We start from the raw sequence: 23117 nt of genomic DNA on the forward strand, positions 1-23117 counted from the left end.
TGCCCCACCAGTGTCCCGCCCGGCCCGGGGACCGGTCCCCAAAGCGATACGACCGGCCCGGAACCGCCGGCGGTTCAGCCCGGCAGGGCCTGGTGCAGCAGTTCCTGGAGGCGCAGGCCGCGGCGGGCGTCGAGGCCGCCGGGGCAGCCGGCGCGGACGGCGGCGGCGAACTCCCGGCGCAGCACGGGCCAGCACTCCTCGTGGTCGAGCCCCGCGGTGTCGTAGACGAGTTCACCGCCGGGGCCGAACAGCTCGACGCGGGTGCGGGCCGCGGGCAGCCGGACGCTGCCGGACAGCGACGCCTGGCTGACGGCGCCGTTCTCGTGCTCGCAGGTCAGCTCGATCCAGCGGCGCGGGTCGCCGGTGCCGCGGACGGCGGCCACGGGGCCGACGGCGGCGTCGAGGAGGTCGAGCAGGTGCGGGCCGAGGTCGAGCAGGGCGCCGTGCTCCAGCCGCCAGGCGGTGGCGAACTCGCCGCCGAGGAAGGCGCCGTGGAGGTAGCAGGAGCGGGCGCCGGTGACGTCCGTGGCGGCGGCGCGGCGCAGGAAGTCGCGGGTGGCGGGGTGGTACCGCTTGGTGAGGACGAGCTGGGAGACGACGCCGTGTTCGGCGACCGCGGCGGCGACGGCGCGGGCGGCGCCGAGGCCGGGGCCGAGCGGCTTCTCCAGCAGCAGCGCCTTGCCCGCGGCGGCGGCGCGTACGGCCAGCTCGGCCTGGACGGCGGGCGGTACGGCGAAGGCGACGGCCTCGCAGCCGTCGAGCAGTTCGGCGAAGGAGCCGGCGACCGCGGCGCCGTACGGCGCGGCCACCTCGGCGGCGGCCCCGGGGCGGCGGGCCCAGACGGCGGTCAGCTCGGTCTCGGGCCCGGCGGCGAGTATCCGGGCGTGCATGGCGCGGGCCCAGGGTCCGGCGCCGGCGAGCCCGACCCGTACCGGCGGCACCGGAGCCTGCGCGCCGGCCGTCATCGCGCCCCGCTTCCGCCGCGGGCCGCCAGCCGTTCGTCCGCGCGTCCCGGCGCGTACAGGTGCTCCACCACCAGCGCCCCCGCGCCCGCGAGCCCCGCGGCATCGCCCAGTCCCGGCGTGACGACCTGGAGGTGCGCGGTGGTGCGCGGCATCGCGCGCTGGTACAGCAACTCCCGTACGCCGGTGAGGAAGGGGGTGCCGGCGAGGTCGCCGACGATCATGAGCACGCCGGGGTTGAGCAGCGTGACGACCGTGGCCAGCACCTCGCCCACCCGCATCCCGGCCTCGCGCGCGAGCCGCACCGCGTCCGGCTGCCCGGCGGCCAGCAGGTCGCGCACGTCGGAGCCGGAGGTGGCGGGCACGCCCAGCTCGGTGAGCCGGCCGGCCAGCGCCCGGCCGCTGGCGACGGCGGCGAGGCAACCGTACGAGCCGCAGGCGCAGAGGGCGTCCATCCCGTCGTGCAGCCGTACGTGCCCGATGTCGCCCGCGCCGCCGTCGATGCCCCGGTAGATGCGGCCGTCGACGACGACGCCGGCGCCGATGCCGGTGGAGACCTTGACGAGCACGAAGGCCGAGCAGTCGGCGTACCCGGCGCGCTGCTCCGCGTACGCCAGGAGGTTGGCGTCGTTGTCCACGAGCACCGGCACGTCCTCCGGCCCCTCCGCGTGCTTGGCGAAGGACCGGCGCATGTGGTCCTGGATCGGGTAGCCGTCCCAGCCGGGCATGATCGGGGGCTGTACGACGAGCCCGGTGTCGAAGTCCACCGGGCCCGGCACCGAGATGCCGATGCCGCACACCTCGTCCGTGCCCCGCCCGGCCTCGGCGAGCAGCGGGCCGAACCAGCGCCCCAGCTCGTCCAGGACCGGCTCGGGCCCGTCGCCGACGCGCAGTTCGCCGGTGCGCTCGGCGAGCGGGCGGCCGGCGAGGTCGAGGACGGCGGCGCGGCCGTGCCGGGTCTGCAGGTCGGCGGCGAGCACGACCGCGTGCCCGGTGTCGAACTCCAGTTGCACGGAGGGCCGGCCGCCGGTCGAGACGCCGGCGGCACCGCGCAGCCAGCCGGCGGCCTGGAGCGCGTCGAGACGGCCCGCGACGGTGGAGCGGGAGAGGCCGGTGGCCTCCTGGAGCGCGGCCCGGGTGGTGGCTTCGCCGGTGCGGATGAGCTGGAGCAACTGCCCCGCGCTGGCCTGGTTGCGCATCTGTCGTCCCTCCGCTCAGCCCTTGTCGGCACCGCTGGTCAGGCCCTCGGTGAGGAGCCGTTCCGCGGCGAAGAACAGCAGTACCACGGGGATGGTGAGGACCACGGAACCGGCCATGAGCACGGTCTTGGAGACCTCGATGCCGTTGGAGAGCTGCGCCAGGCCGAGCGAGACGGTCCAGCTCTCCGGCTCGGCGGCGAGGAACAGCAGGGCGAACAGGAACTCGTTCCAGGCGATCATGAAGACGTAGAGCCCGGTGGCCATCAGCGAGGGCGCGGCCAGCGGCAGCACCACCTTGCGCAGCGTCTGCACCCTGCTGCAGCCGTCGAGCGCCGCCGCCTCCTCGATGGAGGCCGGGATGGTGACGAGGTAGTTCTTCAGCATGTAGATGGAGACTGGCACGGTCTGGGCCACGTACACGATCGCCAGGCCCACGAGGCTGCCGGACAGGCCCATCCGCGCGAACATCACGAACAGCGGGACGGCGAGCAGCGTGGCCGGGAACAGGTAGACGGCCAGGAACATCGCGCTGACCTGGCGGCTGCCGAAGAACCTCAGCCTGCTGACGGCGTACGAACCGGGCACGGCGGCGGCGAGCGTGAGGACCACGGTGCCGAGCGACACCAGCGCCGAGTTGAGCATCAGCTTCAGGAAGCCCTGGCCGCCGTCCTCGGTGGGCTTGAGCACGTCCCGGTACGTCGCGGTCGTCAGCTCCTTCGCCGACACCCACATCGACCCGGGGTCGACCAGCAGGGAGTCGATGGGCTTCAGCGACAGCACGACCATGTAGTAGAAGGGGACCAGCGTGATCAGCGCCAGGAACGCAATCACCACCCAGCGGAGCGTGCCGAAGAGGCCGTCCTCGAACTGCGCGCGCGTCATCACGCCTCCTCCTGGACCCGCTTGGCGAAGAACTTGAAGTAGATGCCCAGCAGCACCGTCAGCACGGCCGCCAGGACGAGCGCCTGGGCCGCGGCGGCGCCCACGTCGAAGCGCGAGGTGAGGAAGTCGTAGACGCGCACGGCGGCGACGTCGGTGCCGGCGCCGCCGCCGGTGAGCAGGTAGACGTCGTCGAACTTGTTGAACGTCATGATGAAGCGCAGCACGCACAGCAGCGCGATCACGGGCATGAGCTGCGGCAGCAGGACGTGCCGGAAGCGCTGCGAGACCGTGGCGCCGTCCACGGTGGCGGCCTCCTCCAGGGTGTCCGGCACGGCCTGCAGCCGGGCGAGGAGGAAGAGGAACGCGAAGGGGAAGTACCGCCATATCTCGAAGGCGATGACGGTGAGCAGGGCCAGGGGTATGTCGAAGTGCCAGCCCAGCAGGCCGACTTCGTACTGCCGGGTGGACAGGAACGCGATCGGGTCGTCCCAGCCGAAGGCGTCCCTGCCCCACTCGTTGACCACGCCGTACTGGGGGCTCAGCGCCACCTCCCAGACGAACGCGACGGCGACGACGGGCGCGACGTACGGCAGCAGCATCGAGCCGCGCAGCAGGCCGCGGCCGCGGAACGGGCGGCGCAGCGCGAGGGCGGCGACGAGGCCGAGCAGCACGGATCCGGCGGTGGCGCCGACGGTGTAGACGAGGGTGGTGCCGAGGCTGGACCAGAAGCCGGCCGAGGCGAAGACGTCGGAGAAGTTCTCCAGCGACCAGTTGCCGAACAGCCCCATGCCCTGGATGTCGACGAGCTTGGCGTCCTGGAAGGCCAGCAGGACCGTCCAGAGGATCGGGACGATCACGACGACCAGCATCACCAGGAACGTGGGGCTGACGAAGGCCAGGCCGGCGCGGTTCTCGCGGCGGCTCGCGGTCATGGGACGGCGGGCGCGCGGCCGGCCGCCGACGGGCGGGCGGGGGTCCGCGGAGTTCGCCGCGGGGCGGCTGTCGATCGTGGTCATGTGCGGTTTCCTCGGTGAGGGTTCCTCGGGGGGAGAGGGGCCGGCCGGTCAGTCAAGGGAGGTCTTCAGCGCGTCGACTTCTTCGTACGCCTCGCGCGCGGCCTCCCCGGGACTCGTCTGTCCCGAGGTCATCGCGCCGACGGCCTTGGCGACGGGCAGTTCGCCGTTGGTGGCGCCGACGAGCGCGCCCTCGCCCTGGTCGATGCCCCACCGCTTCATGTCGCCGACGCCGGCGACGAGCTGGTCGAGCAGTTCGGAGGAGAAGACCTCCTCCATGGACTTCCTGGTGTCGACGCCCATGTCGCTGGCGCGCCAGGCGTCGAGGTAGCGCTCGGGCTGCCCGGGGGTGCCGGTGCGGACCGGGATCTTGCCCTCGGGCGCCATGCCGAACCAGTCCTCGTAGCCGGCGCTCATCATGTACTCGATGAACTGGGTGGAGGCTTCGGTCTCGGCGGTCTTGGTGGCGAGCCAGGAGGTGATCTCGCCGAACTGGGCGGGGTCCTTGCCGCCGGGGCCCTGGAGCGAGGTGACGATGCCGCTGTTCGCGGCCAGGAACCCGGGGTCGTCCTGGCACTCGGCGCAGCTCGGCATGGCGTCGTTGCGCAGCCCGGCCAGCTCGTCCAGGAGGAACGAGGACCAGATGATCATGCTGGACTGGCCGGCGAAGTAGGTGGCCCGGGTGGTGTCGACGGTCTGCAGCCCGGGCGGGCCGTACTGGCGGGCGAGGGAGTCGTACGTCTCGAAGGCGGTGCGGCACCTCTCGGAGTCCAGGCCGATGCCGCCGTCGCCGCCGACGAGGTCGCAGCCGTTGGCCAGGGCGAGGTCCTCGAAGCTCTGCTGGGTGAAGACGTCGGCGGGGTCGGTGGCGACGGATATCCCGTCGCGGCCCTCGACGTCCAGCGTCTCGGCGGCCTTCAGCAGGCTCGCGTAGTCGTCGGGGACGTCGAGTCCCGCCTCGCGGAACAGGTCCTGGCGGTACGCGACGATCTGCACCCAGGCGTCGGAGGGCACCCCGAGCCGGGTGCCGCCGTCGGCGGTCAGGCGCAGCCCGTTGGCGTCGAAGGTGTCCTCGCCGAGCCGGTCGACGACCTCGGCGGGGATACGGGTGTCCAGCAGCTCGTTGCTGTACATCTGCCAGACCTGGCCGAGCGGTACGGCGCCGATCACGTCGGGCAGGTCGCCTGCGGCGGCGGCCGACATGATGAGCTGCGGGAGCTGGTTCTCGTCCACGCCGACCAGCTCGACCTCGACGCCGGTCTCGTCCTCGAACCGGTCGATGACCTTCTGGGTGCTGGCGATGCGGTCGGTCAGGCTCTCCTCCGACCACACGGTGATCTTCCGGTCGGGCTTGCCCGGACCGGAGGCACCGGTGGCGCAGCCGGCGAGCACACCCATGGCGAGGGTGCTCGCGAGCAGGGCCGAGATCCGCGACCGCCGGGTCCACGTGCGCATGTTCTGATCCTTTGACTGTTCCCTGGATCGACTTAAGCGTTGGCGGACTGCATCACACCACTACTTTTTCATGTTGACAAGACATAAGTCTGAGATATCTTCGACGCAAGTCGTTAACAGCCGTGCCCCCGATCAGCCCAACCGGAGCACCCACCGTGGAACGCGTCGTCCAGTTCACCGCCCCCCGCCAGGTCGAGGTCGCCGAGCACGAGAGCGCCCCGCTGCCGCCAGGCCACCTGCGGGTCCGCACCCGGTACTCGGGCATCTCCGCCGGTACCGAACTCACCGCCTACCGGGGCACGAACCCGTATCTGACCCGCTCCTGGGACCCGGCGGCCCGGCTGTTCCGCGAGGATGCGGCGGGGCTTTCGTATCCGGTCGCCGGCTGGGGCTACTCCGAGGTCGGCGAGGTCACCGAGGTCTCCCCGGAGCTGGCCGGCACCCCCGGCCTGCCCGCGGCAGGCGACCTGGTCTGGGGCATCTGGGGCCACCGCAGCGAGGGCGTGGTGCCCGCCGAGCGGATGGCCGGGCACACGCTGCCCGCCGGGCTCGACCCGCTCGCCGGGTCCTTCGCCAGGGTCGGAGCGATTGCATACAACGCGGTCCTCGCCGCCGGCATCCACGTCGGCGAGGACGTCGCCGTCTTCGGGCAGGGCGTCATCGGGCTGCTCGCCACCCGGCTCGCCGCGCTCAACGGCGGCACTGTGACCGCCGTGGACGCCCTCGGCTCCCGGCTGGAGCGGGCCGCCGAGCACGGCGCGGCCCGTACTCTCAACGCCCGCACCGACGCCGTCGCCGAGGGGATCAGGGCGGCGACCGAGGGGCGGGGCGCCGACGTCGCCATCGAGCTCAGCGGCGCGTACGCGGCGCTGCACGAGGCGGTCCGCTCCGTCGTCGTCGACGGCCGGGTGGTGGCCGCCGGCTTCTACCAGGGCGACGCGGCCGGGCTGCGGCTCGGCGACGAGTTCCACCACAACCGGGTCCGGCTCGTCTGCTCCCAGATCGGCGGCGTCCCACCGGAACTGGCCGGGCGGTGGGACCAGCAGCGGCTGCAGCAGACGTTCCTGCGGCTCGTCGCCGACGGCCGCGTCGAGGTGCTGCCGCTGGTCAGCCACGTGGTGCCGGCGGCGGCGGCGGCGGACGCGTACGCCCTGCTCGACGAGCGGCCGGAAGCCGCGCTCCAGGTCGTCCTGGAGTTCTGAGGACCGCCGTGCCCGACCCCGCACCCCGCTCCGCGCACCCGCGCACACCCCCAGGCAGAAAGGCCGACCGCCCCGCCATGTTCTCCCTCGCGGCCCAGGAACAACTGCTGCCCGGCGACACCCTCCAGCAGAAGTGGGAGTTCGCGCAGGCCGCCGGCTACGACGGCATCGAGCTGCGCGCCCAGGGCGACCTGCGCTTCGCCGCCCGGCTGCCCGAGCTGAAGCGGGCACTCGCCGACGGCGTCGTCATGCCCACCGTCTGCGTCGACATGCTGCACTTCTTCGGCGCCTTCGACGCCGAACGGCGCCGGGACGCGGTGGCGCAGATGAAGTCGCAGCTCTCGGTGATCGCCGACATCGGCGGCGTCGGCGCGCAGACGCCCGCGTCGTACGGGATGTTCTCCCGCCGGCTGCCGCCCTTCACCCCGCCGCGCGACGAGGCGGGCGACCGCGCCGTGCTGCTCGACGGGCTGGCCGAACTGGGCGAGCACGCGCGCCGCGAGGGCGTCGCGCTCTTCCTGGAGCCGCTGAACCGCTACGAGGACCACATGGTCAACCGGCTGGCGCAGGCCACGGAACTCATCCGCGCCGCCGGCCTGGACAGCGTGCGGATCGGCATCGACAGCTACCACATGAACATCGAGGAGGCCGACCCCGCCGCCGCGATCCTCGACAACGCGCCCTGGATCGGGCACGCGCAGGTCTCCGACTCCAACCGCTTCCAGCCGGGCGCCGGCCATCTCGACTGGCCCGCCTGGCTCGGCGCGCTCGGCGCCGCCGGATACACCGGCTGGCTCGCCGCCGAGTGCCGGCTGACCGGCGACCCGGCGGCGGCCGTCGCCGCCGTGCCCGGGTTCCTGCGCAGGGCCGGCGCATGACGGCCGCGCCCGCGGAGGGGCGGGGCGCGACGGCGCTGACGGCGGCGCCCGGCGGCGGGACGGGCGCCGGGGGGTCCTGGCCCGTACGCGCGGACGACCCGTGGCGGGCCGCGGCGGCGGTGCTGCTGGGCAACTGGACGGGGACGTCCACCGTGCCTTCGCGCACGCTGTACCCGCACCAGTGGAGCTGGGACTCGGCCTTCGTCGCGATCGGGCTGCGGCACCTGTCGCCGCGGCGGGCGCAGCGGGAGCTGGAGATGCTGCTCGGCGCCCAGTGGGGCGACGGCCGCATCCCGCACATCGTCTTCAACCCGGCCGTGCCGCACGCCGCGTACTTCCCCGGCCCGGACTTCTGGCGCTCGGCGGGCTCCCCCGCCGGCGCCGGAGGCGGGACCGCCGGTCCGGGCGCGGGGGCCCGGGCCGGCGCCCCGGCGCACACCCAGACCTCCGGCATCGTGCAGCCCCCGGTGCACGCGCTCGCCGCGCTGCTGGTGCACCGGGCGGACCCGGCGGCCTCCGCACGCCGCGGCTTCCTGGCCCGCGTCTACCCGCGGCTGCTCGCCTGGCACCGCTACCTCACCGAGGACCGCGACCTGGGCGGCGCCGGGCTGGCCGCGATCGTCCACCCCTGGGAGTCCGGGATGGACAACAGCCCGTGCTGGGACGGCCTGCTGGCCCGGATCGAACCGGCCCCGGCGGCGTCGTTCCGCCGCGCGGACCTCGACCACGGCGATCCGGCGGACCGGCCGACCGACCTGGACTACGGGCGGTACGTGCGGCTCGCCGCCGACTACCGCGACGCGGGCTACGCGGACGCGGGGGTGCGGCACGGCTTCGCCGCCGAGGACCCGTGTGTGAACGCGCTGCTGATCGCCTCGGAGGAGGCGATGGCGGAGATCGCGGCGGAGCTGGGCGCCGACCCGGGCGGGCACCGGGAGCGGGCCGCGCGGCTGACGGAGGCGCTGGTGGCCCGGCTGTGGGACGCGGACGCGGGCATCTTCCGCAGCCGCGACCTGCGGGCGGACCGGGCCGTCGAGGAGTACAGCGTCGCCGGGCTGACCCCGCTGCTCGCCCCGGGACTGCCGCCCGCGGTGGCACGGACGCTGCGGGACACCCTGGCAGGCGCGCACTTCCGCCTCGGGGAACTGCCGCTGGTCGCGTCGTACGACCTGGAGGGCAGGGCGTTCGACCGCACCCGGTACTGGCGCGGGCCCGCGTGGTTCAACACCGCCTGGCTGCTGGAGCGCGGCCTGCGCGGGCACGGCTCCGCCGCGACGGCGGACGCGCTGCGGCACGCGGTGCTCACCGGGGCGGCGGCGTCGGGGTTCGCGGAGTACGTCGACCCGCTGACGGGCGCGGCCAGGGGCGCGCGGGGCTTCAGTTGGACGGCGGCACTGGCGCTGGACCTGGCGTCGTCCGGCGGGGAGTGGCCGGGGGCGGGCGGGCGATGAGCGGCGGACGGGTCCTGCTCGCGCGCGACGGTACGTTCGCGGCGCTCACCCCGGGCGGCGGCGTCACGGGCCGCCGCGGTACGTCCCCCGACGGGCTGTTCCGCCACGACGCCCGGCACCTGAGCCGCTGGCGGCTGACGGTCGACGGCGCGGAACCCGCGGTCCTCACCCCGGCCCGCGACGGCTCGGTCCCGGCCACGTGCGTCCTCACGCCGCCGGCCGGCCGCGACGCCCCGGCCCCGTACACCGTCTTCCGCGAACAGGCCGTCGCCTCCGGCCTCCTGCTGGAGCGCCTCCGCCTGGTCAGCAACAGCCCGGACCGGGTGACGGCCCGGCTGGAGCTGCTGGCGGACGCGGACTTCGCGGACCAGTTCGAGCTGCGGTCGGACGGCCGCGCGTACGCCCGCCCGCCGGAGGCGGCGTGGGAGGCCGGGGAGCGGCCGGACGGCGTGGAGTTCACGTACCGCCGCGGCGAGGGATGGCTGTCCCGTACGACGGTGAGGTGCGACCCGCCGCCGGACGGGGTGACGCAGGCGGACTGTCCCGGCACCGACGCCGGCACCGCCCGGCTGCTCGGGTGGACGCTGACCCTCCCGCCGCACGGCGCCGCGGAGCTGGCGCTGCGCGTCGAGGCCCGCCCGCACGGCGCGCTCCCCGTCGCGGACACGGCGACCCCGGCGCAGGCGGCCGCCGAACTCCGCGCCGGGATCGAGGCGTTCACCCACCCGCCGGCGGCAGCGGACACCGCCTCCCTCTCCCCCGCCGAGCGCGCCGCGCTCCGGCGGGCCTGCGCGCACGGGCTCGCCGACCTCGCGCTGCTGCGCGTGCCCGCCGCCGGGCCCCGTGGCGAGGAACTCTCCGTGCCGGGCGCGGGGATTCCGTGGTTCCTCACGGTCTTCGGCCGCGACTCCGTGCTGACCTCCCTCTTCGCGCTGCCCTACCGTCCCGCCCTCGCCCGCGACACCCTCCTCGCGCTCGCCGCCACCCAGGGCACCCGGCACGACGCCTTCTCCGCCGAGCAGCCGGGACGCATCGCGCACGAGGTGCGCCACGGCGAGCTGGCCGCCTTCCGGCAGGTGCCGTACGGGCGTTACTACGGCTCCGTCGACGTCACCCCCCTCTTCCTCGTCCTGCTCCAGGCGTACGCCGAGGCCACCGCGGACTCCGCGCTCGCCGTGCGGCTGGAGCCGCAGGCGCGGGCCGCCGTGGAGTGGATGCTGGGCGACGGCGGGCTGGCCGAGCGGGGGTGGCTGGTCTACACGCCCGATCCCGGCGGTCTTGTCAACCAGAACTGGAAGGACTCCGCGGGCGCGATCTGCTTCGCGGACGGCACCCAGGCCGAGGGGCCCATCGCCGTCGCGGAGGCGCAGGGCTACGCGTACGACGCCCTCGTCCGCACCGCACTGCTCGCCCGCGGCGTCTGGGGCGACGCCCCGTACGCCGACCGCCTCGACGCCCTCGCCGCCGGGCTGCGCGACCGCTTCCACCGTGACTTCTGGCTGCCCGCGCAGGATTTCCCCGCGCTGGCGCTCGACGGCCGGGGCCGTCAGGTGGACGCGCTCGCCTCGGACGCCGGCCACCTGCTGTGGTCCGGGATCCTGGACCGGGAACGCGGGGAGCGCACCGGGCGGCGGCTGCTCGCCGGCGACTTCTTCTCCGGCTGGGCCGTGCGCACGCTGGCGGCCGGTCAACGGCCGTACCACCCGCTGTCGTACCATCGCGGGAGCTGCTGGCCGCATGACAACGCCGTCATCGTCCTCGGTCTGGCCCGCTACGGGCTCGGCGCCGAGGTCCGCACGCTGACCCGGGGGCTCCTGGCCACCGCGGAGGCGCACGGCTGGCGGCTGCCGGAGGTGCTGGCCGGTTACGCACTCAGCGACCACCCGGCACCCGTACCGTATCCACACGCCTGCTCCCCGCAGGCGTGGGCGGCCGCCACGCCGCTGGCGCTGCTCACCGCAGTCTCCGGGGGCGGCGGAACCTGACGCCCGCCGCCCCCGGTCCCCCACTTCCGCGCCCCGCCCGCGCCTGACCCCGCGCGCCGGCGGGGCGCGGCGCCGTGCACCGGCCGGCCGCCGCGGCGCTCAGCGCCCGGCGGTCACTGCTCTTCCTCCGCGTCCTCCTCCGCCAGCATCGCCCGCGCCCGCGCCGCCCGTACCGCGGCCGAGAGACTGGCGATGTCGTACGCGCCGTGGTGGCGGCGCCCGTTGACGAAGAACGTCGGCGTGCCCGCGACCCCGCTGAGGTCCGCGGACTCCGTGTCCGCCGTGACCCGGCCCGCGCCGCTGCCGGCCTGCAGCGACCGGCGGAACCGCTCGACGTCCAGCCCCAGGTCCGCCGCGTGCTCCAGCAGGTCCCGCGGCGTCAGCCGGTCCTGTGCGGCGAGCAGCCGGTCGTGCATGGGCCAGAACGCGTCCTGCTCGGCCGCCGCCTCCGCGGCCTCGGCGGCGAGCTGGGCGCGCGGGTGCACGTCGGTGAGCGGCAGGTGGCGCCAGACGTAGCGGATGTCGCCGAAGTCGGCGAGGAGTTCGCGTACGACGGGCTCGGCCCTGCCGCAGTACGGGCACTCGAAGTCGCCGTACTCGACGACCGTGACGGGCGACTCCAGCGGGCCGCGGATGTGGTCGCGCTCGTGGTCGACGGGCACGGCGAGGTCCACGACGACGGGCGTGGTGCCCAGGAGCGCGCGGATGCGCCGCGGCTTCGGCAGCCGGGCGGTGGCGAGGGCGACGAGCGCGGTCACGACACCCGAGCAGACGACGGCGGTGAGGATCCCGATCTTCGCCTGGGCGAGCTGCTCGCCGTGGAACGCCTTCGTGGCGATCAGCAGCGCGACCGTGAACCCGACGCCGGCGATCGTGCCCCCGCCGGCGACCGCCGCCCAGCCGACCGGCGGGCGCGTCCGGCCGCGGCTCAGCCACGCCGTCAGCGCGGTGGCGCCGACGATGCCGATCGGCTTGCCGAGCACGTACGCCGCCAGGATGCCCAGCGTCACGGGCGAGGTGAACGCGCGTGACAGCAGCCCGCCGTCGAGCTGGATACCGGTGTTGGCCAGGGCGAACAGCGGCACGATCAGATAGCTGCTCCACGGGTGGTAGATCCGCTGCAGCCGCTCGTTCGGGGAGATCGCCGAGGCGATGCCCTGCCGCGCCTCCCGCTCCAGCTCCGAGGTGGGCTGCTCCCGGAACGAGCGGAACAGCCCGCTGGCCCGCTCCAGCTCGCTGCGCGGCGCGGGATAGGCGTACGTGGCGAGCCCGATGAGCAGCCCGACGACGACCGGGTCGATGCCGGACTCCACGAAGGCAACCCACATCGCGACGCCGAGCAGCGCGTAGACGGCGCCACGCCTGCTGCGGGCGGAGCGCAGGACCAGGATCGCCGCGAAGAACACCACGCCGGCGAGCAGCGCGGGCCAGGTCACGGAGCTGCTGTAGACGAAGGCGATGACGGCCAGGGCGACGAAGTCGTCGACGACGGTGATGGTGAGGACGAAGGTGTACAGCCGCCGCGGGAACCGCTTGCCGAGGAGGGCCAGCACGCCGAGGGCGAAGGCGGTGTCGGTGGACATCGCGACACCCCAGCCGGAGGCGGAGGAGTTGCCGGCGTTGATGCTCAGGTAGATGAGCACCGGTACGAGCATCCCGGCGACGCCGGCGACGAACGGCAGCGTCATCCGGTGCCGTTCCCGCAGCTCCCCCATGTCGAACTCGCGCCGCGCCTCCAACCCGACGACCAGGAAGAACAGCGTCATCAACCCGGTGTTGACCCACTCGCGCAGGTCCATGCCGAGACCGCGGTCGCCCAGCTCGACGGACAGGTGGGTGTGCCAGAAGTCCGCGTAGCTGCCGGGTGCGGCGTTCGCCCAGACGAGGGCGATGACCGCGGCGGCGACGAGGAAGGTGGCGCTGCCGCTCTCGGTGCGGATGAACGTCCAGCGGGCCGAGGTGGTCGGACCGGCGTCCGTCGTCCGGTCGGCGGGCGGGGCGGCGTCCGGCTGCGGCATGCTCGGTCTCTCTCGTCTCGCGAACCGTGGTCGACGCGAGGACGTGGGGCGCCGCCGTGGACCGATGTTACGCGCCGCGCACGCCCTGCCCCCGGTGCGCGGCGCTCCGGCACGGCGCCGAGGTCACCGCAGGTCCGGGGACCGGGTGTCTTCGGTCCAGCCCATGGTGCGCTGGACTGCTTTGTGCCAGTTGTTGTATTCGCGGTCGCGGGTTTGGGTGTCCATGCGGGGGGTCCATTCGGCGGCGCGGCGCCAGTTGGCGCGCAGGGCGTCGGTGTCGGGCCAGTAGCCGACGGCGAGCCCGGCGGCGTAGGCGGCGCCGAGGCAGGTGGTTTCGGCGACGAGGGGGCGGACGACGGGGGCGTCGAGGACGTCGGCGAGGGTTTGCATGAGGAGGTTGTTGGCGGTCATGCCGCCGTCGACCTTCAGGGAGGTGAGTTCGACACCGGAGTCCTTGGTCATGGCGTCGACGATCTCGCGGGTCTGCCAGGCGGTGGCTTCCAGTACCGCCCGTGCCAGGTGCGCCTTCGTCACGTAGCGTGTGAGTCCCGCGATGACGCCGCGGGCGTCGTCGCGCCAGTAGGGGGCGAACAGGCCGGAGAAGGCGGGTACGAAGTAGGCGCCGCCGTTGTCCTCGACGCTCAGGGCGAGGGTTTCGATTTCGGCGGCGGTGGAGATGATGCCCATCTGGTCGCGCATCCACTGCACCAGTGCCCCGGTGATCGCGATGGATCCTTCCAGGGCGTAGACGGCGGGTGCCTGGCCGATGCGGTAGCCGACGGTGGTCAGCAGGCCGTTTTCTGAGTGGACGGGTTCGCCGGCGGTGTTCATCAGCAGGAAGGTGCCGGTGCCGTAGGTGGATTTGGCTTCGCCCTGGGCGAAGCAGGTCTGCCCGAACAGTGCCGCTTGCTGGTCGCCCAGTGCGGAGGCGACGGGTACTGCGGTCAGGGTGCCGGAGGTGGCGTGGCCGTAGACCTCGGCGGAGGAGCGGATTTCGGGGAGGACTGCTTGGGGGACGCCCATGGCCTGGCAGATGGCGGGGTCCCAGTCGAGGGTTTCGAGGTTCATGAGCATGGTGCGGGAGGCGTTGGTGACGTCGGTGACGTGGACGCCGCGGCCGGGGCCTCCGGTGAGGTTCCAGATGACCCAGGAGTCCATGGTGCCGAAGAGGATGTCGCCTGCTTCTGCGCGGGCGGGCAGGCCCGGGGTGTTGTCGAGGAGCCAGCGGATTTTGGGGCCGGCGAAGTAGGAGGCGAGGGGCAGGCCGGTGGTGGCGCGGAAGCGGTCCTGGCCTTCGGTGCCGCCCAGTTGCCGGCAGAGTTCGGCGGTGCGGGTGTCTTGCCAGACGATGGCGTTGGCGACGGGTTCGCCGGTGTTCTTGTCCCAGAGCAGGGTGGTTTCGCGTTGGTTGGTGATGCCGATGGCTTTGACGTCGGCGCGGGTGATGCCGGCTTTGGCGACGGCGCCGTCGACGACCTGCTGGACGTTGCGCCAGATCTCGGTGGCGTTGTGCTCGACCCAGCCGGGCCTGGGGAAGATCTGCTCGTGTTCCTTCTGGTCCACCGACACGATCCGGCCATCGGTGTCGAACACGATGCACCGGCTCGAAGTCGTCCCCTGATCGATAGCCGCAATGAACGGGCCGGGGCGCTGCGGGGAGGGGGCGCTGTAATCGTCGGTCACGGTCTGCTCCTGCTCCGAAACGTCGCATCGGTCGCCGGGACCGTGCCGCTGCGCCGGCACCCCGGCCCGTGGTGAGTACATGACCAGTGCGGAAACCCGCCGTCAACGACGCCCTGCCGACATTGTCGAACGAATCTGCTGCACCCCGCTTTCACCGGCGGGGCGCGGAGGCTTATGGTCGGCGCGTGCCAGGTCCGGTTCAGTCGGTTGAACGCGCGGCGGCGATACTGCACTTGCTGGCGCGCGGTTCCGGCCGCCTCGGGGTCAGCGAGCTGTCCGGGTCGCTGGGCCTGGCGAAGGGCACGGTGCACGGGCTGCTGCGGACGCTGCAGCAGGTGGGATTCGTCGAGCAGGACCGCGACACCGGCAAGTACCGGATCGGCGACACGCTCCGTGATCTCCGCTCGGGCCACGTCGACGCCAACGAGCTCCGCTCCCGCGCCCTGAACTGGGCCGACGGGCTGGCCGCCAGAAGCCGCGAGGCGGTGCGCATCGGCGTCCCCGCCGACGGCCGGGTCCTCGTCGTCCATCACGTCTTCCGGCCCGGCGACCCGCAGCAGACCCTCGACGTGGCCACGACGCTGCCGGCGCACGCGACCGCGCTGGGCAAGGTGCTGCTCGCGTACGACGTGAACACCCCGGCGGTGCTGGGCGGCGAGCCCCCGGCCGCGTACACGCCCAGGACGCTGACCGCGCCCGCGGTGCTCCTGGCGGAGCTGCGGCGGGTGCGCGAGGCGGGCTGGGCCGGCGAGCACGGCGAACGGCGCCTGGAGGAGGCGGGGATCGCGGCGCCGCTGCGCGGCCCGGGCGGTCTCGTCGTCGGCGCGCTCGGCATCTCGGGACCGGCCGAGCGGCTCTGCGAGCGCTCCGGCACGCTGCGCGAGGACCTGGTGGGGCTGGTGCTCGGCACGGCCAGGTCGGTGTCGCGGGACCTGGGCGCGTCCCGGCGGTGACGGCCGCGCGGGACCGAGGAGACGAGACGGGCCGTCCGGGCGGGGCGGCCGGTACGGAGCGGGGGCGGCGTGGTGCAGCGGTACGTGATGTCGGTGGACCAGGGCACGACGTCCACCCGGTGCATCCTCTTCGACGCCCAGGGCCGGCTGGTCTCCGTGGTGCAGCGCGAGCACAAGCAGTACTTCCCGCGGCCCGGCTGGGTGGAGCACGACGCCGTGGAGATCTGGCGGAACCTGCGCCGGATCGTGCCGCGGACGCTGGCGGAGGCGGGCGCAGACGCCGGCCAGGTCGTCGCGCTGGGCATCGCCAACCAGCGGGAGACGACGGTGCTGTGGGACCGGCACACCGGACGCCCGGCCGCCCGCGCCGTCGTCTGGCAGGACACCCGTACCGACGAGCTGGCGGCGCGGCTGGCCCGGGACCCGCGCGCCGACCGGGTGCGCGCGCTCTGCGGGCTGCCGCTGGCCACGTACTTCTCCGCGCCGCGGATCCGCTGGCTGCTGGACTCCACCCCGGGGCTGCGGGAGCGGGCGGAGCGCGGCGACGTGCTGTTCGGCACGATGGAGAGCTGGCTGATCTGGAACCTGACCGGCGGGCCCGCGGGCGGGCTGCACATCACCGACGTCACCAACGCCAGCCGCACGATGCTGATGAACCTGCGCTCCCTGTCGTGGGACGACGAGCTGCTGGACTTCTTCGGGGTGCCGAAGGCGATGCTGCCGGAGATCCGCTCCTCCACGCAGACGTACGGCACGACCACCACCGTCGTCCCCGGCATCCGTATCGCCGCGGCGCTCGGCGACCAGCAGGCGGCGCTCTTCGGCCAGACCTGCTTCGCGCCCGGCGAGGCCAAGTGCACGTACGGCACGGGCAGTTTCCTGCTGCTCAACACCGGCGAGACCCCGGCGGCCTCCCGGCACGGGCTGCTGACGACCGTCGGCTTCAAGATCGGGGACGAGCCGGCGGTGTACGCGCTGGAGGGCTCGATCGCGGTGACGGGGTCGCTGGTGCAGTGGTTCCGCGACGGGCTGCGGCTGATCGGCAGCGCGCCGGAGATCGAGACGCTGGCGCAGACCGTCGACGACAACGGCGGCTGCTACATCGTGCCGGCGTTCTCGGGGCTGTTCGCGCCGCACTGGCACAGCGAGGCGCGGGGCGTGATCGCCGGGCTCACCTCGTACATCACCAAGGGGCATCTGGCGCGGGCGGTGCTGGAGGCGACGGGCTGGCAGACGCGGGAGGTGGTGGACGCGATGAACGCCGACTCGGGTCTGGCGCTCTCCGGCCTGCGCGTCGACGGCGGCATGACGGCGGACAATTTGCTGATGCAGTTCGTCGCCGACGTCCTCGACGTGCCCGTCGTCCGGCCGATGATGGCGGAGACGGTCTCGCTGGGCGCGGCGTACGCGGCGGGTCTCGCGGTCGGCTACTGGCCGGACCTGGAGGGGCTGCGGCGCAACTGGCACCGGGCGGCGCAGTGGCTGCCGCGGATGCCGGAGAGCCGCAGATCCGCGGAGTACGCCAACTGGCGCCACGCGGTGGGCCTGACGTTCGGCTGGACCCGTCCCGCGGAGAGCCCGCCGCCGTCGGGGGCCGACGTGGTCGACCTGGTGCTGGCCGACCACCGCAGGGTGGAGCACCTGCTGAGCGCGCTGCGCAGCGAGGAGGCGGACCGGCGCGCCGTGCTGCACGAGCTTGCGGGGCTGCTGGTGGCGCACGTCGAGGCCGGCCGGGCGGCGGCGCACGCCGGGACCGGCGCGACGGCGTACGCGCTCTGCCCCGACGACGCCGGCCACGGTCCGGCGGCGCTCGCACGCGCCCTGCTGGCGCTGCTGCGTATGGACGAGCCCGCCGGGCCGGAGTTCGACACCGCGCTGGACCGTCTGGGAACCGTCGCCGCCGGGCACATCGCCGCCGGCGAGCGCGTCCACCTCAACGCGCTGCGCCGCGGCGCCTCCGCGCAGGAGCGCGCCGCCCTGGGCCGCGCGTACGCCGTGGCGCGCGGACGGCTGCGCGCCTCCGGCTGCGACAGCGCGGCCCGGGTCGCGGCGCTGGCGGGCGAGTCCGTGCCGTAGCCGCGCGCCCCCGTGGCGCTGCGGTCAGGCGCCGGCGGTGCCGCGGCCGGTGACGAGGTCGTCGAAGTCCCCTTCCTTGGCGGCCCGCAGGAACGCGGCCAGCCCCGCGGTCCCGTAGACCAGCGCGGGGCCCTGCGGGTCCCGCGAGTTGCGGACCGCGACCTCCCCGCCGGACAGCCCGGCCAGCTCCACGCACTCGCCGTTGGGGTTGCTGTGGTGGCTCTTGCGCCACTCGACGTTCCCCAGCCGGCCCGCGGACACACCGTTCTCGACCTGCATGGCTGCTCCTTCCAACTGATCTTCCGCGTACTGTACTTGCGTCTGTGCTTGCGGATGCACTTACAGATGAAATTTCATTCGGCTGTCACCGAGCGCTCGGAGCGCGGTGGCACACGGTGATCGAATCCGGCCGAACTGCCGTACGGGAGCAGGTGGAAAGCCCCGGCGGACGGCGGGGTTCCGGGGGCTGCGGAGGGGGTGCGGGCGGCGGGCCCCGTCAGGTGGTGTGCAGGAGCTGCCGCAGGAACGTGTCGGTGTCCGTCAGCTCCGTGGCCGGCGCCGCCAGCCGGTCGACGGCCAGCCGGTGCCGCTCGACGTCGTCGGCGTCGTCGAGGTAGAGCGCGCCGGTGAGCTGCTCCAGGTACGCGATGTCCGGCAGGTCCGCCTCGGCGAAGCGCAGCAGCGTCACCGAGCCGGCCAGCACCGTCGCGGCGGAGGTCTGCAGCGGCACGACGTGCACCGCGATCTCCGGGAACTCCGCGCTGGACAGCCGGATCAGATGGCGTAGCTGCTCGCGCATCACCGCGGGGCCGCCCACGCTGCGGCGCAGCGCGCCCTCGTCGATGAGCTGCCAGCAGCGCGGCGGGTCCTGCCTGGCGAGGAGCTGCTGCCGGCGCTCCAGCAGGTCGACGCGGCGGGCCACGGCGTTGGCGCTGTCGTCGGGGTACGTCAGCCGCGCCAGCGCGGCGGCGTAGGCGGGGGTCTGGAGCAGGTCGGGCACGCGGTGCGACTGGTAGCCGCGGATGAGCGTCGCGCCCTCTTCGAGCCCGAGGTACGTTTCCAGCCAGCGCGGCGTCAGATCGCCGTACTGCTGCCACCAGCCGGGGGTGTTGGCGCCGCGGGCCAGCGCGAGGTACGTTTCGCGCTCCCGGATGTCGGTGACCGCGTAGAGCGTCAGCAGGTCCGCGATGTCGCGCTCCTTGCAGCCGCCCTGGCCGCGTTCGAGCCGGCTCATCTTGGGCACCGAGGCCCGGATGGCCTGCGCCGCCGCGTCGAGTCCGACGCCGCGCCTGACGCGCAGCCTGCGCAGCCGGGAGCCGAGGACGATCCGCCGGATCGTGGGCCCGCCCCGGCCGGGGTCCACGCCGCCCCCGGGCAGCCGGCGCCCGCCGGCCACCGGTACTGACCCCGCCATCTCCCCTCCCCCGCCGGTCGGTTCACCATCCCGTCGCCAGCGCGGAATCATACCCGCCCGGGGCCTCTTTCCCGAACCTTCGTCCGGTTTTCGCCTACCGGATCGGAGGTGGACTCGTTGCTTCCGGACCGGGCGGGGCAGCGGAGGAGATCAGCTCCTGGCGCCCGGTTCGTCCGCGGACTCGTGCCAGCCCCCGACGACGATCCGGGCGAGCCGGCCGAAGAACCAGAAGACCAGCACGCCGAAGAGCGAGGAGACCAGCACCGCCGCGAGCAACTGCTCGGACTGCAGCCGCGACTGGTAGAGGTCGATCAGCACCCCGATGCCCGGCTGCCCCTGGCGGAAGAAGAAATCGCCGACGATGGCGCCGACCACGGACATCCCGGCGGCGATCCGCAGCCCGGTGAAGATGTGCGGCAGCGCGGCGGGCAGTTGGAGCTTCCACAGCCGCGTCAGCCGGCCGGCGTGCTGGAGCCGGAACAGGTCGTGGTACGAGGAGTCGGCGGAGCGGATGCCGAAGAGCGTGCTGGTGAGGATGGGGAAGAAGGCGATGATGACGCAGACGAGCACCCGGGTGGAGAACCCGTAGCCCCACCAGAAGCCGAAGAGCGGGACCAGGGCGAGGATCGGCGTCACCTGGAGCACGACGAAGTACGGGAAGAGGGAACGTTCCAGCCACCGGGCCTGGCTCATCAGGATCGCCATCGCGATCGCCCCGACCGCCGAGATGAGCAGCCCCAGCGAGGCGACCTGCGCGGACAGCAGCAGGGCGTCGAGGAGTTCGGCGCGGTTGTCGCCGTCGAGGAACCCCACCCGCACCACGTCGTGCGGCGGCGGAAAGAGGAAGCGCCGGTCCTCGGCCAGCACCACCATGCTGATCAGGTACCACACGCCCACGGCGGCACCGGCCACCAGCACGGCGGGCAGCCTCCGGAGCAGCGGGCGCAGGTTCATGGCTTGACGGCCACCAGCGTGTAGGCGTTTCCCTCGGTACGGTCCGGGTGCCGGGGGCGCCAGCGGTGCGCGACCACGACGCCGGGGTCGACCGTCTCCCACCCGTCGGTGATCCGCTCCAGCTCGGCGCGGCCGCGCTCCACCATCGGCGTCGCCCCGCGCGCCCACGCCTTGGTGAGCAGGCTGACCCGGGAGTCGAGTTCGGCCGATATCTGGGACGCGGCGAGGTAACTGCCCGGGACGACCCCGCGGCGGACCCGCGCCACCAGGTCCGCCGGGTCCTCCTCGTCGAGCAGGAAGTGCAGCAGCCCGACCATGAGCACGGCCACGGGCCGGTCGAGGTCCAGCACGGCGCGGGTGTCCGGGTGGGTGAGGATCAGCTCGGGTTTCCGGACGTCGCCGGCGAAGGCGACGGTCAGGATCCCGTCGCTGTGCAGGGCCTGCATGTGCGCCACGGCGACCGGGTTGTAGTCGACGTAGACGATCCGGGTGTCGGGGGCGATGCCGTGCGCGATCTCGTGGACGTTGGGCATGCGCCGTTGCGGCAGGCCGCAGCCGATGTCGAGGATCTGGCGGATGCCGGCCTCCCCGACCAGGTAGCGCACGGCCCGTTCCAGGAAGAGCCGCTGGGCGCGTACGCGCATCTTCACGTCCGGCATGAAGGTGGACTCGACCTCGTCCACCAGCGCGCGGTCCGGGCCGAGGTTGTCGCTGCCGCCGAGGTGGTAATCGTACGTGCGGGAGGCGTGGGGGGCCGTGGGGTCGGGCAGGGGCGACGTGCCGTGGGGGCCGTCGGCTATGCCGTTGTCGCTCATGTTCCTCTCCGCATCGGCCGCGTACGGCCGTGGCTGTGCCGGCCCGCACCGCGGTGCGGGCCGGGAGGGCAGCGTACTCCACCGCGCCGCCGGGGCCCGCGGTGCGCGGGCCCGGCGGTCGGGCGGCTGGTCATCCGCCGTGTCCGACGGCGGGGTCGAGGAACTCGTTGGTCACGACGTCCGCGGGCTTCAGGCCGTCCTTCACGGGCTTCTTCTGCTCGGCGAAGATCGGCTCGCCGATGTCGATGATCTCCTGGACCCGCCCGGTCTCGAAGTTCCCGACGGTGGTGTCCTCGCCCTCGGCGTCGTCCGAGGCGATGCCGAGCTTCTTCATCTCGCCGATGCCGTACTTCGCGATGCCCTCGGTGAGCACGTCGCCGCCCTTGTACTGCTCGGCGATGTCCACGATGGTGGCGATGGCCGCGTCCGGGTCGCGGAGGTAGTCGACCTGCGACTGCTGGATGACCGGGATCAGCTTCTCAAGGCAGGGCGCCAGTTCGGCCTTCGCCTCGGGGCGGACGACGAGGGAGGGCCCGTAGATCGGGTAGCCGGCCTCGTAGACGAGCTGGCCCTTGATCGGCTTCATCCAGTCGTCGATCTCGTTCTCGAACATGTACGGGTCCTCGGCCGCGTACCCCGAGGAGGCGAGCTTGCCGCCGGAGGCCACGAACCGCGCGGGCGAGCCGTCGAAGGAGCCGTCCACCTGGTCCTTCTTGAGGATCCCGGTGCCGGTCAGATACTCCATGTACGTGTCACCGCCGGAGTACAGCACGGTGGTGCCCGACTTGCCGACGTCCTCGATGGTCTCGAACTCCGGGTAGGTCTCCGGGTCCCAGTAGATCATCGTCGGGTCCTTCTCCAGCAGCGCCAGCACCGCGGTGGTGGGCTGGGTGGCGGAGAGCTGGACGATCTCGTCGAAGCCGCCGACCACCCCGAGGTCGATGTCCTCGTCCGTGTACATCTGCGCGGAGGTGGCGGCGAAGCCGATCGCCGGGCCGCCGGCGCGCAGTTCGAGCGAGATGCCGGTGTCCTTGCCGTCGGCGACCAGCGGTGCGGTGGCCCGCTTCTGGTCGGCGTCCACCTCGGGTTCGTCACCGAGGAGCGCGTACAGCGGGCCGAAGGCGGTGGCGTTGGGGAGCCACGACGTCTGCACGGTCACGGTCTCGGGGCACACGCCGGCCAGGGAGCCCGCGCCGCTCTTCGCCGCGGGCGCCGACTCCTTGCCGCCGGCCTCGCCGTCCCCGTCGTCCCCGCAGGCGGCGGTGGTGAGCAGCACGCCGGCGACGAGCGGCAGGGCTAAGGAGCGCAGGTGACTCTTCAGGGGCATCGGGGGTTCCTCCGGAGGGGGTCGGGGGCCGGTCGGTTCTTCGTGCGGTGCTCAGCGGGCGGAGGCGCGCATGCAGGCGGACACCTCGGCCGCGATGCGGTTCAGCTCGGGGTCGTAGCGCAGGCTCTCGGTCCGCGGATAGCCGAACGGGACGGTGAACTCGCCGCAGACGCGCCCGGGCCGGGGGGACATCACCAGGACCCTGGTGGACAGGTAGACCGCCTCCAGCACGGAGTGCGTGACGAAGACGGCCGCGAACCGCTCGGCGGCGAAGAGCCGCAGCAGGTCGTCGTCCAGCCGCTCGCGGGTGATCTCGTCCAGGGTGCCGAACGGCTCGTCCAGCAGGAACAGCTCGGGGCGCAGCGTGAGGGAGCGGGCCAGGGAGACGCGCATGCGCATGCCGCCCGACAGCGCGCGGGGCCGGTGGCCGGCGAAGTCGGTGAGGCCGACCAGCTCCAGCGCGGCGTCGGCGCGCTTGCGCCGCTCGGCGCGCGGGACGCCGCGCAGTTCGCCGAAGAGCTCGACGTTCGTGCGCACCGAGCGCCAGGGCAGCAGGGTCGGGTCCTGGAAGACGTAGCCGAGGCGGTCGGCGCGTGCGGCCACGGCGCCGGCGGTGGGCTGGACGAGGCCCGCGGCGATGCGCAGCAGGGTGGTCTTGCCGCAGCCGGAGGGGCCGACGACGGACACGAACTCGCCGGCGCCGACGTCGAGGTCGACGGGGTCGAGCGCGCGGGTGCCGTCGGGGAACTGCTTCTCGACGGCGCCGAGGGAGAGGACGGGTCCCGTACCGGACACGGGTGCGGCCTCGTCGGCGTCAGCGACGGTCATGGGCCCACCTCCCGGCGCCCCG

General features: G+C 73.7%; 19 protein-coding genes. 6 read left to right on the top strand and 13 right to left on the bottom strand.

Going from position 1 to position 23117, the window contains the following annotated elements; genetic code table 11:
- Positions 1-74 precede the first annotated feature (74 nt).
- The 5 genes from CXR04_RS02860 to CXR04_RS02880 are packed head-to-tail and all read right to left on the bottom strand — an operon-like array spanning position 75 to position 5511.
- Positions 75-965 (bottom strand): Gfo/Idh/MocA family protein, encoded by an 891-nt coding sequence (locus tag CXR04_RS02860; protein WP_101420325.1) that lies wholly within the window; start codon positions 963-965, stop codon positions 75-77.
- A complete protein-coding gene (locus CXR04_RS02865) occupies positions 962-2161 on the bottom strand; it encodes an ROK family transcriptional regulator (RefSeq protein WP_101420326.1) in 1200 nt (399 codons plus the stop codon). The genes CXR04_RS02860 and CXR04_RS02865 overlap by 4 nt, the downstream gene beginning before the upstream one ends.
- Positions 2162-2176: 15 nt before the next feature.
- Complete coding sequence (locus CXR04_RS02870; RefSeq protein ID WP_101420327.1) at positions 2177-3043, bottom strand: carbohydrate ABC transporter permease; 867 nt, start codon at positions 3041-3043, stop codon at positions 2177-2179.
- The gene (locus CXR04_RS02875; RefSeq protein ID WP_101420328.1) at positions 3043-4059 is read right to left on the bottom strand and encodes a carbohydrate ABC transporter permease; all 1017 of its coding nucleotides are present in this window, start codon (positions 4057-4059) and stop codon (positions 3043-3045) included. The genes CXR04_RS02870 and CXR04_RS02875 overlap by 1 nt, the downstream gene beginning before the upstream one ends.
- Before the next feature lie 48 nt (positions 4060-4107).
- Positions 4108-5511, bottom strand: a complete 1404-nt coding sequence (locus CXR04_RS02880) for an ABC transporter substrate-binding protein (protein ID WP_101420329.1) — start codon at positions 5509-5511, stop codon at positions 4108-4110.
- A gap of 155 nt (positions 5512-5666) precedes the next feature.
- Between CXR04_RS02880 and CXR04_RS02885 the strand changes: the two genes are divergently transcribed.
- The 4 genes from CXR04_RS02885 to CXR04_RS02900 all read left to right on the top strand — a co-directional run bounded on the left by CXR04_RS02885 (position 5667) and on the right by CXR04_RS02900 (position 11027).
- Positions 5667-6713, top strand: coding sequence for a zinc-dependent alcohol dehydrogenase (locus tag CXR04_RS02885; RefSeq protein WP_101420330.1), 1047 nt, complete (start codon positions 5667-5669; stop codon positions 6711-6713).
- A gap of 77 nt (positions 6714-6790) precedes the next feature.
- Positions 6791-7591, top strand: a complete 801-nt coding sequence (locus tag CXR04_RS02890) for a sugar phosphate isomerase/epimerase family protein (RefSeq protein WP_101420331.1) — start codon at positions 6791-6793, stop codon at positions 7589-7591.
- A complete protein-coding gene (locus CXR04_RS02895; protein WP_101420332.1) occupies positions 7588-9042 on the top strand; it encodes an MGH1-like glycoside hydrolase domain-containing protein in 1455 nt (484 codons plus the stop codon). The genes CXR04_RS02890 and CXR04_RS02895 overlap by 4 nt, the downstream gene beginning before the upstream one ends.
- Positions 9039-11027 carry an amylo-alpha-1,6-glucosidase gene (locus CXR04_RS02900; protein ID WP_101426158.1) on the top strand — a complete coding sequence of 663 codons (1989 nt, stop codon included), beginning with the start codon at positions 9039-9041 and terminating at the stop codon, positions 11025-11027. Before CXR04_RS02895 ends, CXR04_RS02900 begins: the two co-directional genes overlap by 4 nt.
- A gap of 113 nt (positions 11028-11140) precedes the next feature.
- Here CXR04_RS02900 and nhaA read toward each other — a convergent pair whose 3' ends face one another.
- On the bottom strand, positions 11141-13045 hold the full coding sequence (gene nhaA, locus CXR04_RS02905; protein WP_101420333.1) for a Na+/H+ antiporter NhaA: 1905 nt from the start codon (positions 13043-13045) through the stop codon (positions 11141-11143).
- Between the two features lie 123 nt (positions 13046-13168).
- Positions 13169-14728, bottom strand: coding sequence for a glycerol kinase GlpK (gene glpK / locus CXR04_RS02910; RefSeq protein ID WP_101420334.1), 1560 nt, complete (start codon positions 14726-14728; stop codon positions 13169-13171).
- A gap of 185 nt (positions 14729-14913) precedes the next feature.
- Between glpK (CXR04_RS02910) and CXR04_RS02915 the strand changes: the two genes are divergently transcribed.
- Both CXR04_RS02915 and glpK (CXR04_RS02920) read left to right on the top strand, forming a co-directional pair.
- Entirely contained in the window at positions 14914-15681 is a 768-nt protein-coding gene (locus CXR04_RS02915; RefSeq protein ID WP_101420335.1) for an IclR family transcriptional regulator, read from the top strand.
- A 69-nt stretch (positions 15682-15750) separates the two neighbouring features.
- Positions 15751-17757, top strand: coding sequence for a glycerol kinase GlpK (gene glpK / locus CXR04_RS02920; RefSeq protein ID WP_101420336.1), 2007 nt, complete (start codon positions 15751-15753; stop codon positions 17755-17757).
- Positions 17758-17781: 24 nt separating this feature from the next.
- Here the strand turns inward: glpK (CXR04_RS02920) and CXR04_RS02925 are convergent, their stop codons facing one another.
- The 6 genes from CXR04_RS02925 to CXR04_RS02950 all read right to left on the bottom strand — a co-directional run bounded on the left by CXR04_RS02925 (position 17782) and on the right by CXR04_RS02950 (position 23095).
- A complete protein-coding gene (locus tag CXR04_RS02925; RefSeq protein ID WP_101420337.1) occupies positions 17782-18036 on the bottom strand; it encodes a DUF397 domain-containing protein in 255 nt (84 codons plus the stop codon).
- A gap of 217 nt (positions 18037-18253) precedes the next feature.
- Positions 18254-19153, bottom strand: a complete 900-nt coding sequence (locus CXR04_RS02930; RefSeq protein ID WP_101420338.1) for a DUF5753 domain-containing protein — start codon at positions 19151-19153, stop codon at positions 18254-18256.
- A 168-nt stretch (positions 19154-19321) separates the two neighbouring features.
- Positions 19322-20125, bottom strand: a complete 804-nt coding sequence (locus tag CXR04_RS02935; protein WP_101420339.1) for an ABC transporter permease — start codon at positions 20123-20125, stop codon at positions 19322-19324.
- Positions 20122-20940 (bottom strand): SAM-dependent methyltransferase, encoded by an 819-nt coding sequence (locus tag CXR04_RS02940; protein ID WP_101420340.1) that lies wholly within the window; start codon positions 20938-20940, stop codon positions 20122-20124. Before CXR04_RS02940 ends, CXR04_RS02935 begins: the two co-directional genes overlap by 4 nt.
- Positions 20941-21070: 130 nt before the next feature.
- Positions 21071-22267 (bottom strand): hypothetical protein, encoded by a 1197-nt coding sequence (locus tag CXR04_RS02945; protein ID WP_101420341.1) that lies wholly within the window; start codon positions 22265-22267, stop codon positions 21071-21073.
- 51 nt (positions 22268-22318) lie between these two features.
- Positions 22319-23095, bottom strand: a complete 777-nt coding sequence (locus CXR04_RS02950; RefSeq protein WP_101420342.1) for an ABC transporter ATP-binding protein — start codon at positions 23093-23095, stop codon at positions 22319-22321.
- Positions 23096-23117: the final 22 nt, after the last annotated feature.

The sequence above is a fragment of the Streptomyces sp. CMB-StM0423 genome, assembly GCF_002847285.1.
GTDB lineage: Bacteria > Actinomycetota > Actinomycetes > Streptomycetales > Streptomycetaceae > Streptomyces.